Genomic DNA, 17,864 nt, shown 5'->3' on the forward strand with positions numbered 1-17,864 from the left:
TTGCGAAAACAAAGCGCGCACTCTAACCGCTGTGCTCTACCGGACGCCAGCCATGGCGCCGAATATCCACACGATTGTTCAGGACGGTGATGCCTTCCATGCGCAATCGAGCCCGCTGTTCGTCCCCGGACGGGCTGCCCGCCGGCAGGCTGATCCGACCGCCGGCGCCGAGTACGCGGTGCCAGGGCAGTTTGGTGTCGCCGGGCAATTGGCTCAGGGTCCGGCCGACCCAGCGGGCGGCGCGCCCCAATCCCGCCAGTTCGGCCAACTGACCATAGCTGACGACTTTGCCCTCAGGCACTTGGGCGAGGGTGGAATAGAGTGCCGTGCGTCGGATTTGCGGATCGTTTTCGCAGGCATGCATCGGGTCTGTCACGTGCGCGGTTCCTGAGCTTGATCGCGTTATGCCCTTAAGCGTAATCGGTGGAGGGGCAATTGAGAAATGAACTCAACAGAATTAGCCGGGTCACTCCTTGTCAGGGAATTATTCCTACGGATAATGCCGACCCTTTTTTCGCAAACTTGAGTCTTCGATTCGCTTATGTTGTCCAGAACCCTGCTGTGCCTTGCTGTCTTCAGTGCGTCCACACCTTTGCTTGCCGACACCGTCTGGTTGAAGAACGGTGACAAGCTGAGCGGTAAAATCACGCTGTTCGACGGCGGCAAGCTGCTGGTCCAGACCCAGTACGCCGGGGCCGTCACCATCGACTGGAAGCAGGTCAAGACCCTGGAGAGCGATCAGGAACTGCTGGTCAAGCAGGACGCCTACAACGGCGAGAAGGCCAAGTCGCTGACCGCTGCCGAAGACGGCAAGGTCATCCTTGCCAACGGCGAAGCGCCGAAAACCGTGGAGCTGGCGAGCATTCAGCAGATTCTCAAGCCCAAACCGGTGGTCGAGGATCTGGTGTGGAAGGGCAATGTCGACCTGGCGCTGGATTACCAGCGTGCGGAAAAGGACACCGACGACTACGACATCGGCTTCAAGACGTCCGCCCGCCATGGTCGCTGGCGGCACACCGCCGAGGGCGAGTACAACCGCGAAGTGCAGGACGACGTGACCACCACCGACAACTGGCGCGCCGAGTACGCACTCGACCGCTTCCTGACGGACAAGTGGTTCTGGCAGGGCCGCCTGAACTACAAGCGCGATCACATCGAAGAGCTGGCGCGCCAGCGCGTGGTCGGTACCGGTCCGGGTTACCAGTTCTGGGATGACGAGCTGGGGGCGTTCTCCCTCGGCTCGCTGCTCAACCGCACGGACTACCAGTATCGCGATGGCAGCAAGGACAACTTCTATTCAGTCGCCATGAAGTGGGACTACAACCGCTACCTGATCGGCAAGAAGGTCGAGTTCTTCACCAATGGCGAAGTCGGCAAGCCGTTGTCCGGCGTGGCTGACTACGCGCTGGATGCGGAAATGGGCCTGCGCTACAAGGTCACCGACTGGGCATCCCTCAACCTCAAGGCTGAGCGCGACATCATCAGCGGCACCGAGGATGCGGACTTGAGCAAGACCCGCTACACCGCCGGCTTCGGCGTCGCTTGGTAAGCAACAAAAAAGATCGCAGCCTTCGCAGGCTGCGATCTTTTTTTTGCGCCTGGAAAAACAGACGCCCACAAAAAAGCCCCGCTTTTGAGGGCGGGGCCTTTTACTAAAGAAGCTACAAGTTAGATAACTTGTACTTCCTCAGCTTGCATGCCTTTCTGACCGCGGGTAGCGATGAAAGAAACCTGTTGGCCTTCTTTCAGGCTTTTGAAGCCGTCGGATTGGATAGCTTTGAAGTGAACGAACAGGTCGTCACCGGATTGTGGAGTGATGAAGCCGAAGCCTTTTTCATCGTTGAACCACTTAACGGTACCGGTTTGGCGATTAGACATGGTGTAACTCCTTGAACAAAGATAACTGCGACTCAGGAAGAACCCTGGCCGAGACTGAGTGCAAAGAGCAGGAAAAATTCTTGTAGATGGTTGGATCGAAATTCAACATATCGTGTAGAGATTCTCAGTGACACAAGCAGCACAGTGGCGCCACCTTAACCCTTTTTCCGGAACGTGCCAATGCTTCTTGCGAAGGTTTCTCTGTTTTAGGGATCGGCGGTGTGACGGTTCGTCGCCAGGGCGCGTAATTCCTGCACGTTCGGCGAGATTTGCAGCCCGGACTTTGAACCCGGCGGCGCGCCCGGTAAGATGCCGGACAGATTTTTTCCACCTCGCTATTCAGGACACCCGCCATGAGCATCAAATCGGACAAGTGGATTCGCCGCATGGCGCAGGAACACGGCATGATCGAGCCGTTCGTCGAGCGCCAGGTACGTGGCAGCGACGACAGCCGTGTGATCTCCTACGGTGTGTCGAGCTACGGCTACGATGTGCGTTGCACCAATCATTTCAAGGTGTTCACCAACATCAATTCGGCCATCGTCGATCCGAAAAACTTCGACGCTGGCAGCTTCGTCGATGTCCACAGCGACGTCTGCATCATTCCGCCAAACTCCTTCGCCCTGGCCACGACCGTTGAATACTTCCGTATTCCACGCAACGTCCTGACCATCTGCCTGGGCAAGAGCACTTACGCTCGCTGCGGCATCATCGTCAACGTCACTCCGCTCGAGCCCGAGTGGGAAGGCCAGGTGACCCTGGAGTTCTCCAACACCACCAACCTGCCGGCGAAGATCTACGCCAACGAAGGCGTGGCGCAGATGCTGTTCCTCGAATCCGACGAGGAATGCGAAGTCTCCTACAAGGATCGTGCGGGCAAGTACCAGGGCCAGCGTGGCGTGACCCTGCCGCGCACCTGATCCGTCCATCCGGCAGTTACCGGGAATTCTTCGGCGGGTAGACACTCTATGGGGTGTACTGCCCGTTTCGCGAACAGCGGGACGGGCCTTCGCCGAGGAGTGCTCCATGAAGATCGATCCGCAAATCACTGCCGAACTGGCAAGGCTCGAGCCCAATCAGATTGGCGTATTGGCCTGGTCCTTGTTGGCACACCCGCCCATCGCCATGGCTGGCGGAATTCCTCACCAGCCCGATCCCGATACCCCCAACGAAGAACCGACCGAGCCCGGCGAGCCTACGCTGCCGGACAAACCGCCACCTGCGCCTGTCGCTTGATCGAATGTATGGCCCGTCGGCTGAATCCTGAACAGGACTTCAGCCGACGGGCCATATTTCGTTGTCGCCAATGACATAGATCCGACAGCTGTCTTCCTTCTCCACCGGATAACCGCCGGTGAAGGCGCCAAACGCCGGCAGCAGGCTGATGCGTTCCCCCAGCCTGAAACACGCCAGACGCAAACGCTGACGCCCCTTGCCGTTCAATCGATAGACCGGGTGAACGTGGCCTGCAAGCACGTGGCGTTCCGGGTGCGGATCGGGTTCGTGCTGCAACGCGAAGGGCCCGAGCAGCATCGGCTCCGGCACCACCCGAATGTTCAGCGTCGCTGGCGGATCACCGGCGCGTTTATCGTGATTACCGCGAATCAGCGTGATCGGCAGATCGGCGTGGCGTGAGCGCCACTCAGACAGAGCACTCAAAGTGCCCGGGGCATGCGAACCGGGCCCGTGCAGAAAATCCCCAAGAAAGATCAGTTGCCGACACGGCAGTTTCGCCAGCAACTGCTCGATCACGGCGATGTTGCTCGCTGTCGTGCCCTGCGGCACCGGCTGCCCCAGGCGCCGGTAAGCGGCAGCCTTGCCGAAATGCACATCGGCAATCAGCAGCGCCTGTTGCGCCGGCCAGTACAGTGCCTTTTCCGGCAACAGCCAGAGGTCTTCGCCTGCCAGACGCACCGGGTAGGGCGCGTTCATCAGGATTGGCCCTTGTCGGCAGTTTGTTCCAGATCGCCGACCATTCGGCGGATGCGGTCGGCGAGTTTTTCCGAACTCATGCTTTCGCGCATGCGTTCCACCAGCAATGGAAAGCCAAGCGGTGTAGGACGTTTGATCAAATGCATGTCCAGCTTCATCCGGTTGATCTGCTCCAATGTCTGTTCCAGTCGACGAATATCCAGTTCTTCCCGCAGGACTTCTTCCCCGGCCTGCGCCAGTAGCAGGTTGTCGGCGTCGTATTGTTTGAACACTTCGAAGAACAGCCCGCTGGAGGCCTGCACCTGACGGGTGCTTTTCGGCGCGCCGGGGTAACCGACGAACACCAGTCCGGCAATCCGCGCGATTTCCCGAAACCTGCGCAGTGCCAGTTCCCCCGCGTTCAGGCTGGCCAGCACGTCTCTCAATAAATCCTCGGGACTGAGCAGCGCGCCATCCAGTTGCACAGACCAGTCAACGGGCGTGGCGCTGAGCAATTCCAGTCCGTAATCGTTGACCGCAATCGAGAAAGTCACAGGCAGGCGCTGACTGACCCGCCACGCCAACAGACTGGCCAATCCCAAATGCACCTGACGTCCGGCAAACGGGTAGAGGAAAAGGTGCCAGCCTTCGCGGGATTTCAGCACTTCGGCCAGCAGGTTGTTGACGGTCGGCAGGCCCGACCAGCGCATCTGCGTTTCCAGCAATGGCTGCAAGGCCTGCATTTCCGGGCCGGCAAACTCACCGTGTGCCGCCGCGCTGAAGCGGCTGACCACGGCTTCGGCCAATTCATTGGAGAGCGGCATGCGCCCGCCATTCCAGCGCGGCACCGCGGCTTTTTTCGCCGTGCTGCGTTTGACATAGGCGGTCATGTTTTCCACCCGCACCAGCTCCAGCAAGCGACCGGCGAACAGAAACCCATCGCCAGGTTTGAGGCGAGCGATAAAGCCTTCTTCAACGCTGCCCAGCTGTTTGCCGCCTCCGCCCTTGCTCCAGAACTTCAGATGAATGCTGGCATCGCTGACGATGGTGCCGATGCTCATGCGATGGCGGCGCGCCAGGCGGGCATCGGGGACGCGCCAGATCCCGTGCTCATCCGGCTCGACCCGGCGGTAATCCGGGTACGCCGTCAGCGACATCCCGCCGTGGCGTACGAACGCCAGCGCCCAGGCCCAGTCTGCTGGTGTCAGGTCGCGATAGGCCCAGGCACCACGGACTTCTTCGTACAGATCATCGGGAACAAAGCCACCGCCCAGGGCCATGCTGACCAGATGCTGCACCAGCACATCCAGCGGTTTGTGCGGGGACAGTCGCGGTTCGATCCGCCGCTGTGCCACGGCATCGCCAGCGGCCGCGGCTTCGATCAGCTCCAGGCTGTGGGTCGGCACCAGGGTGACCCGCGACGTTCTGCCGGGCGCATGCCCCGAACGCCCGGCACGCTGCATCAGTCGCGCCACGCCTTTGGCCGAGCCAATCTGCAGCACCCGCTCCACCGGCAGGAAATCCACCCCCAGATCCAGGCTTGAAGTGCAGACCACGGCTTTGAGTTGACCGTTCTTCAGCGCCTGCTCGACCCAGTCGCGGGTGTCACGGGACAGCGAGCTGTGGTGCAGCGCGATCAATCCGGCCCAGTCCGGTCGCGCTTCCAGCAAGGCCTGATACCAGATTTCCGATTGCGCCCGGGTGTTGGTGAACACCAGACTGCTGGCGCAGACATCCAGTTCGGCGACCACCTGCGGCAACATCTTCAAGCCGATATGCCCGGCCCAGGGAAACCGTTCGATCGCCGGTGGGAGCAGGGTGTCGACCTTGAGCGACTTTTCGCTTTGCCCCTGAATACTGACGCCGTCGCCCTGTGGGATCAGCACCTGTTCGGCGTGGGACTGATTGCCGAGCGTCGCGGAAACGCCCCAGACGATCAGCCCCGGATGCCAGCAGCGCAACCGGGCGAGGGCCAGTTGCAATTGCACGCCGCGCTTGTTGCCGAGCAACTCGTGCCACTCATCCACCACGACCATACGCAGCGTCGACAGCGCCGTTTGCGCGTCGGCCCGGGCGAGCATCAGGGTCAGGCTTTCCGGGGTGGTGATCAGCGTGGTGGGCAGGCGCCGGTTCTGCCGGGCGCGTTCGCTGCTACCGGTGTCGCCGGTGCGCAGGCCGACGCTCCAGGGGATCTGCAGATCGTCCAGCGGCGCTTGCAGGGCGCGCGCAGTGTCGGCGGCCAGCGCCCGCATCGGCGTGATCCACAAGACAGTCAGCGGTTCGGCGTGTGGTTTGCGTTTACGGGTGGTTTCAGCAGCAGGCCTGGAGCGGGCAAACCGACTGAGCGCGGCAAACCACACCGCGTAGGTTTTACCGGCGCCGGTGCTGGCGTGCAGCAGGCCGGATTCGCCACGTTTGACCGCCGCCCACACCTGTTTTTGAAAGGCGAACGGCTTCCAGTCGCGGGCGCTGAACCAGTGTTTGGCGAAGTCGGTGGAAGTGCCCATGCCGGCGACGTGTGCTCTGAAGGTGTTCCTTCAGTGACCGCGCCGGCCGGGCAATAGTTTTACTTGAGATTGCCGCTCAGGAATTGCTTCAGGCGTTCGCTTTTCGGATTGCCCAGCACTTCTTCGGGTGCGCCTTCTTCTTCCACCAGTCCCTGATGCAGGAACAGCACCTGGCTCGAGACCTTGCGCGCAAAGCTCATTTCATGGGTGACCATGATCATGGTCCGGCCTTCTTCGGCCAGGCCCTGAATCACCTTGAGCACTTCGCCGACCAGTTCCGGGTCCAGCGCCGAAGTCGGTTCGTCGAACAGCATGACTTCCGGCTCCATGGCCAAGGCCCGGGCAATCGCCACCCGTTGCTGCTGGCCGCCGGAAAGGAATGCCGGGTATTGATCCGCCACTCGCGCCGGCAAACCGACCTTTTCCAGATAACGCCGGGCGCGGTCGTCGGCTTCCTGTTTGCTGCAGCCCAGCACCCGGCGCGGGGCCATGGTGATGTTTTCCAGCACGGTCATGTGGCTCCACAGGTTGAAGTGCTGAAATACCATAGCCAGGCGGGTGCGCAGGCGTTGCAGTTCATCGGCGTCGGCCACGTGCATGCCGTGGCGGTCTGTGACCATGCGGATCGCCTGGCCGTCGAGGCTCATCGCGCCGTCGTTGGGTTGTTCGAGAAAGTTGATGCAGCGCAAAAAGGTGCTTTTACCCGAGCCGCTGGCGCCGATCAGGCTGATCACGTCGCCGGTCTTGGCCTTGAGCGAGACGCCTTTGAGCACCTGATGGTCGCCATAGCTTTTGTGCAGGCCTTCAACGGTCAATTTGTACATGGGACAGGCATCCTCAAGGCGAAAGTAGATAGCCGCTGCGATAGGCTTCGGCGCCCGCGACGTGGGCGATCACCATCCCGGCAGTGGCCATGCGCCGTAGCGAGCGGGCATAGAGCAGACCGGAAGCGGTGCAATGGACTGGCGTGACCCGGTCGCTGATCGGGTCGATGATTTCGGCGATTTTCTGCCCGGCTTCCAGAAGCTGGCCGGGTGTGGCGCTGTACACCAGCAGCCCGCCGACGGGAGTGGCCACCGGTTCCACACCGGCCAGCGGTGTGGCGGGATGTGGCAGGGCCGGCAAGGCTTTGGGCTCGCCGACGATGGCGCCGAAATGAATCAGGTAATCGATCAGCGCCTGGCAGTCGCGACTGGCCAGCGGATGGGTGACATCCCCCTGACCGCGCAACTCGACGGTGACCGAAAAGCTGCCGAGCGGAATCTCGAAGTGTTCGCCGAAGCGCTCCTTCAATTGCCACCACAGCAGGGTGAAGCACTCATCGAATGACTGTCCGCCGGAGTCGGTGGCCAGCAGGCTCGCCTGGGATTCGATATAGCGCGCCAGCGGCTCGACCTGCGGCCAGGCCTCGGGCGTGGTGTAGAGGTGAACCACGGATTCGAAATCGCAATGCAGGTCGAGCACCATGTCCGCATCGCAGGCCAGCCGTTGCAGGGTCAGGCGCTGGGATTGCAGCTGGGTCGTGGCGGTGTGGCGGGCGAGGGCATTGCGCAGGCTGGAACGGATCAGCTCGAGGTTGCGCTGCGGGTCGTCGCACAGCTGCGCTTCGATTTCGTTGCCGATTTCCTCGCTGAGGTCGACGAACCAGCGGTTGAAATTCTGCCCGCTCTCCAGCTCGTAGCGGCCAAGCGGCACATCCATCAGCACCTGTTCGAGGCCGACCGGGTTGGCTACCGGCACCAGCACGATTTCGCTGCGCAGGCGGCCGGCGGCTTCCAGCTCCGCCAGACGCTGTTTGAGGTGCCAGGCCACGAGCATGCCGGGCAGTTCGTCGGCGTGCAGCGAGGACTGTATGTAGATCTTGCCCTGGGCCTTGTCTGGGCCAAAGTGAAAACTGTGGATCTGTCGTGCGGTCCCCGGCAGCGGGGCCAGCAGGTCGTGTATCTGATGACGCATCTCTAAAGGGTCCTAGTGGGTCGGGCCGAGGAAGGCCAGCCATCGGCGTTCGGCAAGGCGGAACAGGCCGACCAGCGCAAAGGTGATGGTCAGGTAGATCAGCGCGGCGATGCCGAACGACTGAAAGGTCAGGAAGGTCGCCGAGTTGGCGTCCCGCGCGACTTTCAGGATGTCAGGGATGGTCGCGGTGAAAGCCACGGTGGTCGAGTGCAGCATCAGGATCACTTCGTTGCTGTAGTACGGCAACGAACGGCGCAGCGCCGACGGCATGATCACGTAGGCATACAGCTTCCAGCCGGTCAGCCCGTAGGCCTTGGCCGCTTCGACTTCGCCGTGGTTCATGCTGCGGATCGCCCCGGCGAAAATCTCCGTGGTATAGGCGCAGGTGTTCAGGGAGAAGGCCAGGATCGTGCAGTTCATCGCATCGCGAAAGAAACTGTCGAGCACCGGTTGCGCGCGCACGGCGGCCAGGCTGTAAATCCCGGTGTAGCAGATCAGCAACTGGATATAGAGCGGCGTGCCACGGAACAGGTAGGTGTAGAACTGCACCGGCCAGCGAATGTAGAAGTGCGGCGAGACGCGAGCGATCGACAGCGGAATCGACACGATGAAACCGAAGAAGATCGAGGCGCTGAGCAGCCACATCGTCATCGCAAGGCCAGTGATGTTCTGACCGTCGGTATAAAGGAAGGCTTTCCAGTATTCCTGCAGGAGTTCGATCATCGTACGGCCTCCCGGGCACCGGCGGCGTAGCGGCGTTCGAGCCAGCGCAGGATGATGTTGGAAGCACTGGTGATCAGCAGGTAAATCAACGCGGCGAGAACCAGGAAGTAAAACAGTTGATAGGTGCTTTTACCGGCGTCCTGCGCTGCCTTGACCAGATCGGCCAGGCCGATGATCGAAACCAGCGCGGTGGCCTTGAGCATCACCATCCAGTTGTTGCCGATGCCCGGCAGGGCGAAGCGCATCATTTGCGGGAACACCACGAAACGAAAGCGCTGGCCGCGCTTGAGGCCATAGGCGGTGGCGGCTTCGACCTGACCGCGCGGCACGGCGAGAATCGCCCCGCGAAAGGTTTCAGTGAAGTACGCGCCATAAATGAAGCCCAGCGTCAGCACCCCGGCGCTGAACGGGTCGATCTCGATGTATTCCCATTCCAGGTAATCGGTGAGCGTCGTCAGCCAGGTTTGCAGGCTGTAGAAGATCAGCAGCATCAGCACCAGGTCCGGAACGCCGCGAATCAGCGTGGTGTAGAGCTGGGCGGGCAGGCGCAGCAGTTTGACTTTTGACAGCTTGGCACTGGCGCCGAGCAGGCCGAGCAACACGGCCACCAGCAGCGACAACGCCGACAATTTGATGGTCATCCAGGTGCCTTCCAACAGCAAAGGGCCAAAACCCTTGAGGCTGAAGGCGGAGAGCCCCAGATTTTGTAAGAGGTTTTCGAACATAAATCAGCAACCTGACTGAATGAAAAAGGCGCCCATCGAGGATGGGCGCCGGGGCATTATTTGCCGCTGTACAGATTCAGATCGCCAAAGTGTTTCTTTTGAATCTCGGCGTATTTGCCATCATCGTGTAACGCTTTGATACCTTTATCCAAAAGCGCTTTCAGCTCGGTGTTACCTTTCTTAATACCGACAGCGGTCTTGGCTGGCAGCAAGTGGTTGTCGACCGGCTTGCTGACTTCATAATCAGCGCCTTGCGGCGACTTCAGAAAGCCCAGTTCGGCCTGCAGCATGTCCTGAATGCCCGCATCGAGACGGCCGGAAGTCAGGTCGGAATACACCTGGTCCTGATTCTGGTAGGCCTGGGTTTTCACGCCGGCCTTGTCCAGTACGGCTTTGGCATAGGCTTCCTGGATGGTGCCTTGCTCGTAACCGACGGTTTTGCCTTTCAGGGAGGCGACGTCGTCGGTGATGCCCGAACCTTTTTTCGACACGTAGGCCGTCGGCCCGGAGAACAGCTCGCTGGAGAAGTCGATGACTTTTTCGCGGGCTTCGGTAACGGTCATCGACGAGATCACACCGTCGAATTTATTGGCCTTGAGGCCCGGAATCATACCGTCGAAGTCACTTTCGACCCATTTGCACTTGACCTTCAGCTCGGCGCAGATCGCGTTGCCCAGATCGATGTCGAAGCCAACCAGGCTGCCGTCTGCCGCTTTCGACTCGAACGGTGCGTAGGAAGGGTCAACGCCAAACCGCAGTTCTTTGTATTCCTTGGCCAGCGCGGAGCCGGCGGCCATGCACAACGCCAGTGCAGAAAGGGTCAGCAATGCTTTTTTCATTATTCAATCCCTAAGAACCAATATGAGCGCTTGTGGCGCGGAATGATTGTTACTGGAGCGCTTACGACTTATAGAAAGTAGCAATTTCCGAACCAGAGTCCCGAACAAGTGTTTTAAAAGGTGCAGGAAGTGCATGCCGGGGCCGGTCGGTGCACGAAAACGGGCGCGACGGAAAAGCTGCACCAGGTTGGTTCGGAGGTGATCGTTCCCACGTCGAGGCGTCGAACCGTCCGCGTGGGAATGCAGCCCCGGGACGCTCAGTCCCAAAGCGGACGCAGAGCGTCCATTGAGGCATTCCCACGCAGAGCGTGGGAACGATCGGGGTTAGGGGGGAGTATCGTTGGAAAGGAGTCAGACCAACAGGTTTTGCAAGGTCGCCAGGCTGTCGGCCTCGTCCACGGTCTTGTCCTGGCGCCAGCGCAGCATGCGCGGGAAGCGCACGGCGATGCCGCTCTTGTGCCGGCGGGAGAGGGCGATGCCTTCGAAGCCCAGTTCGAATACCAGGCTCGGTTTCACGCTGCTGACCGGACCGAATTTTTCCACCGTGGTCTTGCGCACGATGCTGTCGACCTCGCGCATTTCCGCATCGGTCAGCCCTGAATAGGCCTTGGCGAATGGCACCAGTGACCTTGCACTGGATCCCGGCGGGCCGTCCCACACCGCAAAAGTGTAATCGCTGTAGAGGCTGGCGCGCCGGCCATGTCCGCGCTGGGCGTAGATCAACACCGCGTCGACGCTGAACGGGTCGACCTTCCATTTCCACCACACGCCCATGTCCTTGGTGCGGCCAACGCCGTACATCGCGTCGCGAGCCTTGAGCATCATGCCTTCGACCCCCAGGCGCCTGGAGGCCTCGCGCTGGCGGGCGAGGTCGAACCAGTCGTCACCCGTCAGAATCGGCGAAGGCAGCAGTACCGGGTTGTTGCAGTGGGCGATAACTTGTTCCAGTTGTTCACGACGCCTGGCCTGAGGCTGGTTGCGCCAGTCCTCGCCCTGCCATTCGAGCAGGTCGTAGGCGAGTACCACCACCGGCGCATCTTCAAGGATTTTCCGGTCCAGCGACTTGCGGCCGATCCGTTGTTGCAACAGCGCGAACGGTTGCACCGCCGGGGCTTCTGTCGACTGCGGATCAAAAGCGTCTTCGGTGACCGGGCGCTGGTTCTTCCACACCACGATCTCGCCGTCGATCACCGTGCCGTCGGGTAAACCGTGCAGCAGCGTGTCGAGTTCGGGAAAACGTTCGGTGACCAGTTCTTCGCCCCGCGACCAGACCCACAGTTTTCCGTCGCGCTTGACCACTTGTGCGCGAATGCCATCCCACTTCCATTCCACCTGCCAGTTACTGGCCGGCCCGAGCAGTGCGTCGAAGGTTTCCACCGGTTGCGCCAGGGCGTGGGCGAGGAAGAACGGGTAGGGCTGGCCGCCGCGCTGGGCGTGTTCGTCGCTGGATTCAGGGGCGATCAGTTTCAGGTAACTCGCAGCGTTGGGTCGGTTGGACAGGTCGGTGTAACCCACCAATCGTTGCGCCACGCGTTTGCTGTCGAGCCCGGCCATGGAAGCCAGAGCGCGGGTCACCAGCAGTTTGGACACGCCGACCCGGAAGCTACCGGTGATCAGTTTGATGCACAGCATCAAGCTTGGCCGATCCAGTTGCGCCCACAGTGCGGGCAACTGATGGGCGAGGTATTCCGGGGTTTCACCGCGCAGGGGCAACAGTTTGTCTTCGATCCATTCGGCGAGCCCGGCCTCGGAGGTGTGCGGTTGTTCCGGCAGCACCAGCGAAATGGTTTCCGCCAGATCGCCGACCGCTTGATAACTTTCCTCGAACAGCCACGGGGCCAGGCCGGACACCTCGACCGCGAGATCGCGCAGGATCCGCACCGGCACCAGTTGCCGAGGCCGCCCGCCGGACAAAAAGTACACCGCCCACGCGGCATCCTGCGGTTGCGCCTGGGCGAAGTAGGTTTGCATGGCCGCCAGTTTGGCGTTGCTCGAGGTGGTGGCGTCGAGTTCGGCGTACAACCCGGCGAAGTCTTTCATGGTTGCACCTCGGCAACGACGGGCGTGGCGGTAGATAGCTCTTCTTCATCGTCACCGTATTCGGTGTTGAAACCTTGTGCGTCCAGACCCTGCTCGCGCAGATGGCGCACCAGCACGCCAATCGAGCCGTGGGTGACCATCACCCGTTCGGCTCCGGTCTGTTCGATGGCCCACAACAGGCCGGGCCAGTCGGCGTGATCCGAGAGCACGAAACCGCGATCGACCCCGCGCCGCCGACGGGTGCCGCGCAGACGCATCCAGCCGCTGGCGAAGCTGTCGCTGTAATCGCCGAACCGGCGCATCCAGCTGCTGCCGCCGGCCGACGGCGGGGCGATGACCAGCGCCTGACGCATCATCGGGTCATTCTTTTTCACGTCACCGGCGTAGATGGTTGGCGGCAGGTAGACGCCGGCCTCGCGGTACACGCGGTTCAGCGGCTCGACCGCCCCGTGGCTGAGGATCGGCCCGAGGGTTTCATCGATGCCGTGCAGAATCCGCTGGGCCTTGCCGAACGAATAGCAAAACAGCACGCTGGCCTTGCCGGCTTCGATGTTGGCCTGCCACCACTGATTGATCTCGGCGAACACCTGCGCCTGCGGCTGCCAGCGGTAGATCGGCAGACCGAAGGTCGATTCGGTGATGAAGGTGTGGCAGCGCACCGGTTCGAAGGGGGCGCAGGTGCCGTCGGGTTCGATCTTGTAATCGCCGGACGCGACCCAGACTTCGCCGCCGTATTCCAGCCGTACCTGAGCCGAGCCGAGCACATGGCCGGCGGGATGAAAACTCAAGGTGACACCGTGATGGGTCAGGCGCTGGCCGTAGTCGAGGGTTTGCAGGTTGATGTCCGCGCCCAGACGCGCACGCAGAATCCCTTCGCCGGCGCTGGCAGCCAGGTAATGCTGGTTGCCGCCACGGGCATGATCGCCATGGGCATGGGTGATCACCGAGCGCTCGACGGGCCGCCACGGGTCAATGTAGAAATCCCCGGCAGGGCAGTAGAGGCCTTCGGGGCGGGCGATAACAAGGTCCATGGCGTTACCGGAATGGAGGGACTTGTTAGCTATGAGGTTGGCGCGAAGTCAGAAGTTCTATTGATTTTCTGAACTGTCGCATGATCGTTCCCACGCTCTGCGTGGGAATGCCTCAGGGGACGCTCTGCGTCCAGTGACGCGGAGCGTCACGGGCTGCATTCCCACGCAGAGCGTGGGAACGATCGAGACTGTGGGGGGATTACTTGCCGGGAGTCAGGGTCAATCGCGTCTTGCCATAAACCCGGTCAAAGTTCTGCGGCTGCATCGGCAAGCCGATGTACTGGCCCTTGAGCCACGGATCGATGCCGTTCAGGTAGTTCGGGCTCACCGGATTCCCGGACTGCCCCGTCCCGTTCTGCCCCATCAACGGTTCGCTCTGACCAAAGTCGACAATGAAACGCATCGACGGCGCACGCGTGGTGTTGAAATCCTGGCCCCAGGCAAACGCCGCCGTGTTGAGGGTGGTGTGGTCACCGCCCGCTGCGGTTGGCCCGCGAACGGTCTGGCCGCTGGCATTCTTCCACTCGTAACGGTGCAGTTTGCCCCACTGCCAGGCCCGGCGGTCGCCGCCCAACTGGCTGTCGCCGGCGCTGATCGCTGCCGCCAGACTGCGGGCGAGGATCGCCGGTTTGTCTTCTTTTTGCGGGGTGCGGGCGTCGTCCCAGAATGGACTGTCTTCGCGGCCCAGCAAGTGATCGGCCTGGGCGGCGTAGGACAAGTCGCCGTTGGCGATAAACGCTTTCCACGCCGGACTGTTTTGCGGGCCGAGTTCGTCGAGGAAGATCTGCTTCATGCTTTCCTGCAGGAACAACTCGTAGATCGCTGCGTCGGCGGAAGTCGAGCTGAGCTTGCCGTCGAACGCCATCAGACGGGTGTAGGCCTCGCGGGCCTTGCTGCGGTCAGCTTCCGGCAGCGCGTCGATCGCCTGTTTCAGCGGCTGCGCCATGCCCGGTGCCTCGAACATTTTCTTCAGTTTGGCGGCGAAGGTTGTGGTCTGGTCGTACTGCATGGCGATCACGCTACGACCGTCGTGCTTGCCGCTGCCGGCCAGCTCTGCCAGGCGCTCGCCACGTTCCGGCGCCGCCCAGGAATTGGACAGTTGCATGCCGTAGCCGTGAGGAATGACCCGCTGGTTGGCGGTGCCGAGCCAGCCCTGGGCCGGATCCTGATCGTAGGGGTGCAGCATCGGGTCGGCGTAACCGTCCCAGTCGTAGCGACCTTCCCAGCCCGGCGACGGCAGCAGGCCTTCGCCTTCACGGCGGTTCGGGAAGCGCCCGGTAACTTGCCAGCCAATGTTGCTGGCGTCGGCAAACACCAGATTCAGCGCGATGGCGCGGATTTCCCGACTGGCGTCCGAGGCGCGCTCAACGTTCTGCGCGCGGCTCAGATCGAAAAACGCATCGAGGGATTTGTCGTCGGTGAAGCTCGGCGTCTGTAAGGCCAGGCCAAAACCTGCGCCCTGAGCGGCGGCCTGGGTGCTGTTGAGCAGCGCGCCATGGCGGGTTTCGTACACGGCTTCGCGAATCGGCCGCTGGCCTTTGACGAAGTAGGTTTCGTTGCGCACGGCGACCGGTTGCCATTTGCCGTTGACCTCGTAGGACAACGTGCTGCCCTGACGGCGGATTTTTTCCAGAAACAGGTCCTGGTTATCGCCAAGCACGCTGGTCAGGCTCCACGCCACTTTGCCGTTGAAACCGCCGAGCACCATCGGCAGACCGGCCACGGTCACGCCGGCGGCCTGGTATTTCGGTGCGCGAATCTGCACGAAACTCCACAGCGATGGCGCCGCCAGCGGGCCATGGCTGTCGCTGGCCAGCAGGCTCTTGCCGCTGCGGCTACGTTGCGGGGCGATGGCCCAGTTGTTCGACGACTGAGTGCCCAGCAAGTTAATGGCGGCCAGTTGTTCGCTGGCGTTGCTCAGTTCCGTCAGCCCCGGAATCTGCCCGTTGAGCTTGATGCCTTGCAGCTTGTCGGCTTCGGCCAGCGGCAGATTTTCGTCGGGAGCGGACGGGGTCAGCCACGCCAGTTTGTCGTTGGTCACAGTCTGCGCCAGCACCAGCGAGGCGATTTCTTCCGGCAGGTTGGCCGACTGGCTGAAGTTCAGCAGACAGAAGATCAACGCCGAATCTTCCGGTTTCCAGTATTCAGGCTTGTAGCCGCTGGAAGCCAGATCTCCCGGCAGTTTGTCGGCGTAGCGGAACAGGTAGGCGTTGACGCCCCGGGCATAGACCTCGAAGAAGCGCTTGAGCCGTGGCGACGAAGCCTTGTACAGCTCGCCGGCGCTTTTCTTCAGGTTGACGGCGCGCATGTAGCGGTCGGCGTCGAGCATCGACGAACCGGACATTTCCGCCAGACGGCCCTGAGCCAGCAGGCGCAGGGTGACCATCTGATTGATCCGGTCGCTGGCGTGCACGTAACCGAGGGCGAACAGTGCGTCGTGGAAGCTGTTGCTTTCGATCAGCGGCATGCCCATGGCATTGCGGCGTACCGAAACGTTCTGCGCCAGGCCCTTGAGCGGCTGCACACCGGAGGTCGGTGGGAGGGTGTCCTGGGCGTTCCAGGTCTGACAACCGGTCAGGCTCAGAACACCGGCCACTGCTGCGGCAACGCCGAACCGGGGAAGAAAATGTGAAAGGGCTGGCGAGGCCATGGCAAAGCTCCTGCGGGGGTGTAGAGGCTGGGGGCGCAATAAAGCCGCTACGTTAGTGAGCAGGAGGGGGCCGCGCAAGCGGGGCGAGCGGTTATTTCTTCCCGTTGATCGTTCCCGCGCACGGGAACGATCAGGCCGGGTGACTCAAGCCTTCGGCGGATTGATCTTCTGCACCAGCGCGTAGGCCTTCACGGTCGCCGGGCGATCCTTGATGTGGTTGAACCAGCGTTGCACGTTCGGGAAGTCTTCCAGGTTCTGGCTCTGCCACTTGTGGGAGACGATCCACGGGTAGATCGCCATGTCGGCGATGCTGTATTCGCTGCCGGCCACGAACTCGTTGTTGGCCAGTTGCTTGTCCAGCACCCCGTACAGGCGCGCGGTTTCATCGATGTAGCGCTTGATCGCGTAGGGGATTTTTTCCGGCGCGAACTGGCTGAAATGATGGTTCTGCCCGGCCATCGGCCCCAGCCCGCCCATTTGCCAGAACAACCATTGCAGCGCCACCTGGCGGCCACGCAGATCCTTGGGCAGGAACTTGCCGGTCTTTTCCGCGAGGTACAGCAGGATCGCCCCGGACTCGAACAGCGACAACGGTTCGCCACCGTCAGCCGGTTCATGATCGACGATCGCGGGGATGCGGTTGTTCGGGGCGATTTTCAGAAAGTGCGGCTGGAACTGCTCGCCCTGGCTGATGTTGATCGGGTGCACGTCGTAGCGCAGGCCCGCTTCTTCGAGGAACAGGGAAATCTTGTGGCCGTTGGGCGTGGTCCAGTAATACAGGTCGATCATGGAAAGCTCCAAATCAGAAAAATGGCTTACGTGCGGACAGCAAACGCCGGCTTCAGGTTGTCCTGTGTGCGTTCGATAGCTTGCTTAGTTACAGGAGGTGATGCTCAAGTACGGGAAATTCAATGACCCCGCGTGAGAAAAATCACCATGGAGCTCAAGGCCAACGCTGCACTGATCATCATCGACCAGCAAAAGGGCATTCTGGAACCGCGTCTGGGGCGGCGGAACAATCCGTCGGCCGAGGAGCGGATTCTTGATTTGCTGGGCTTCTGGCGACGCAGCGGGCGGCCGGTGATCCATGTGCAGCACCTGTCGCGCTCGCCGGATTCGGTGTTCTGGCCCGAGCAGTCAGGGGTGGATTTTCAAGAAAGGTTTTTACCGCAGGAAGGCGAGTGGCTGATCCAGAAGCAGGTACCGGATGCGTTTTGTGCCACAGGGCTTGAGGCGAAGTTGCGTGAGGCGGGGATCGGGCAGTTGATCATTGTCGGCGTGGCGACGAACAACTCCGTGGAGTCCACGGCGCGCACGGCGGGCAATCTGGGGTTCGAGGCGTGGGTGGCGGAGGATGCGTGCTTTACCTTCGACAAGGCCGATTATTTCGGCACCTTGCGTTCGGCGGAAGAGGTGCATGCGATGTCGCTGGGGAATCTGCACGGGGAGTATGCGACGGTGGTCGGCACCGGGCACATTCTGGCGGCAGGCTGAAAAAGCTTCCGGTGAATGGGCCGTCCCCTTCGCGAGCAAGCCCGCTCCCACCTTTGCCTGCATTCCGTCAGAAGGAATACGGTCGAATGTGGGAGCGGGCTTGCTCGCGA

Annotated in this window: 17 protein-coding genes; 4 read left to right on the plus strand and 13 right to left on the minus strand. The window is 61.5% G+C overall.

The features are described 5' to 3' along the window. Positions 1 to 22: 22 nt before the first annotated feature. Positions 23 to 364 carry an MGMT family protein gene (locus L6D82_RS04075; RefSeq protein WP_011332761.1) on the minus strand — a complete coding sequence of 114 codons (342 nt, stop codon included), beginning with the start codon at positions 362 to 364 and terminating at the stop codon, positions 23 to 25. 177 nt (positions 365 to 541) lie between these two features. Between L6D82_RS04075 and L6D82_RS04080 the strand changes: the two genes are divergently transcribed. Continuing rightward, positions 542 to 1,549: a DUF481 domain-containing protein gene (locus L6D82_RS04080; RefSeq protein WP_085748169.1), complete on the plus strand. Its 1,008-nt coding sequence runs from the start codon at positions 542 to 544 to the stop codon at positions 1,547 to 1,549. A gap of 119 nt (positions 1,550 to 1,668) precedes the next feature. Here the strand turns inward: L6D82_RS04080 and L6D82_RS04085 are convergent, their stop codons facing one another. Beyond that, positions 1,669 to 1,878: a cold-shock protein gene (locus tag L6D82_RS04085; protein WP_002554837.1), complete on the minus strand. Its 210-nt coding sequence runs from the start codon at positions 1,876 to 1,878 to the stop codon at positions 1,669 to 1,671. A 353-nt stretch (positions 1,879 to 2,231) separates the two neighbouring features. Between L6D82_RS04085 and dcd the strand changes: the two genes are divergently transcribed. Both dcd and L6D82_RS04095 read left to right on the plus strand, forming a co-directional pair. Next, positions 2,232 to 2,798 carry a dCTP deaminase gene (gene dcd / locus L6D82_RS04090; RefSeq protein WP_007954988.1) on the plus strand — a complete coding sequence of 189 codons (567 nt, stop codon included), beginning with the start codon at positions 2,232 to 2,234 and terminating at the stop codon, positions 2,796 to 2,798. A 106-nt stretch (positions 2,799 to 2,904) separates the two neighbouring features. After that, positions 2,905 to 3,114 (plus strand): hypothetical protein, encoded by a 210-nt coding sequence (locus L6D82_RS04095; RefSeq protein ID WP_085605329.1) that lies wholly within the window; start codon positions 2,905 to 2,907, stop codon positions 3,112 to 3,114. Positions 3,115 to 3,153: 39 nt separating this feature from the next. On the opposite strand, the gene pdeM is transcribed toward L6D82_RS04095, so the two are convergent. The 11 genes from pdeM to L6D82_RS04150 form a co-directional block, all read right to left on the minus strand. After that, positions 3,154 to 3,810 (minus strand): ligase-associated DNA damage response endonuclease PdeM, encoded by a 657-nt coding sequence (pdeM, locus tag L6D82_RS04100; protein ID WP_236188163.1) that lies wholly within the window; start codon positions 3,808 to 3,810, stop codon positions 3,154 to 3,156. Then, a complete protein-coding gene (locus L6D82_RS04105) occupies positions 3,810 to 6,296 on the minus strand; it encodes a ligase-associated DNA damage response DEXH box helicase (RefSeq protein ID WP_236188164.1) in 2,487 nt (828 codons plus the stop codon). Before L6D82_RS04105 ends, pdeM begins: the two co-directional genes overlap by 1 nt. Positions 6,297 to 6,355: 59 nt before the next feature. Then, a complete protein-coding gene (locus L6D82_RS04110) occupies positions 6,356 to 7,120 on the minus strand; it encodes an ABC transporter ATP-binding protein (protein ID WP_007954993.1) in 765 nt (254 codons plus the stop codon). Between the two features lie 13 nt (positions 7,121 to 7,133). Further along, the gene (locus L6D82_RS04115) at positions 7,134 to 8,252 is read right to left on the minus strand and encodes a succinylglutamate desuccinylase/aspartoacylase family protein (protein ID WP_236188166.1); all 1,119 of its coding nucleotides are present in this window, start codon (positions 8,250 to 8,252) and stop codon (positions 7,134 to 7,136) included. Between the two features lie 12 nt (positions 8,253 to 8,264). After that, complete coding sequence (locus L6D82_RS04120) at positions 8,265 to 8,975, minus strand: ABC transporter permease (protein WP_236188168.1); 711 nt, start codon at positions 8,973 to 8,975, stop codon at positions 8,265 to 8,267. Further along, entirely contained in the window at positions 8,972 to 9,700 is a 729-nt protein-coding gene (locus L6D82_RS04125) for an ABC transporter permease (protein WP_007955000.1), read from the minus strand. Before L6D82_RS04125 ends, L6D82_RS04120 begins: the two co-directional genes overlap by 4 nt. Before the next feature lie 56 nt (positions 9,701 to 9,756). Continuing rightward, positions 9,757 to 10,539, minus strand: a complete 783-nt coding sequence (locus tag L6D82_RS04130; RefSeq protein WP_011332769.1) for a transporter substrate-binding domain-containing protein — start codon at positions 10,537 to 10,539, stop codon at positions 9,757 to 9,759. A 351-nt stretch (positions 10,540 to 10,890) separates the two neighbouring features. Beyond that, positions 10,891 to 12,579 carry an ATP-dependent DNA ligase gene (locus L6D82_RS04135; RefSeq protein ID WP_236188170.1) on the minus strand — a complete coding sequence of 563 codons (1,689 nt, stop codon included), beginning with the start codon at positions 12,577 to 12,579 and terminating at the stop codon, positions 10,891 to 10,893. Continuing rightward, entirely contained in the window at positions 12,576 to 13,610 is a 1,035-nt protein-coding gene (locus L6D82_RS04140) for a ligase-associated DNA damage response exonuclease (RefSeq protein WP_102686595.1), read from the minus strand. The genes L6D82_RS04135 and L6D82_RS04140 overlap by 4 nt, the downstream gene beginning before the upstream one ends. Positions 13,611 to 13,809: 199 nt before the next feature. Next, positions 13,810 to 16,260, minus strand: coding sequence for a penicillin acylase family protein (locus L6D82_RS04145; RefSeq protein ID WP_236188172.1), 2,451 nt, complete (start codon positions 16,258 to 16,260; stop codon positions 13,810 to 13,812). A 144-nt stretch (positions 16,261 to 16,404) separates the two neighbouring features. After that, complete coding sequence (locus L6D82_RS04150; protein ID WP_064593916.1) at positions 16,405 to 17,049, minus strand: glutathione binding-like protein; 645 nt, start codon at positions 17,047 to 17,049, stop codon at positions 16,405 to 16,407. A 147-nt stretch (positions 17,050 to 17,196) separates the two neighbouring features. Between L6D82_RS04150 and L6D82_RS04155 the strand changes: the two genes are divergently transcribed. Then, positions 17,197 to 17,754, plus strand: a complete 558-nt coding sequence (locus L6D82_RS04155) for a cysteine hydrolase family protein (protein ID WP_236188174.1) — start codon at positions 17,197 to 17,199, stop codon at positions 17,752 to 17,754. Positions 17,755 to 17,864: the final 110 nt, after the last annotated feature.

The sequence above is a fragment of the Pseudomonas paraglycinae genome (assembly GCF_021601625.1).
GTDB classification, from domain to species: domain Bacteria; phylum Pseudomonadota; class Gammaproteobacteria; order Pseudomonadales; family Pseudomonadaceae; genus Aquipseudomonas; species Aquipseudomonas paraglycinae.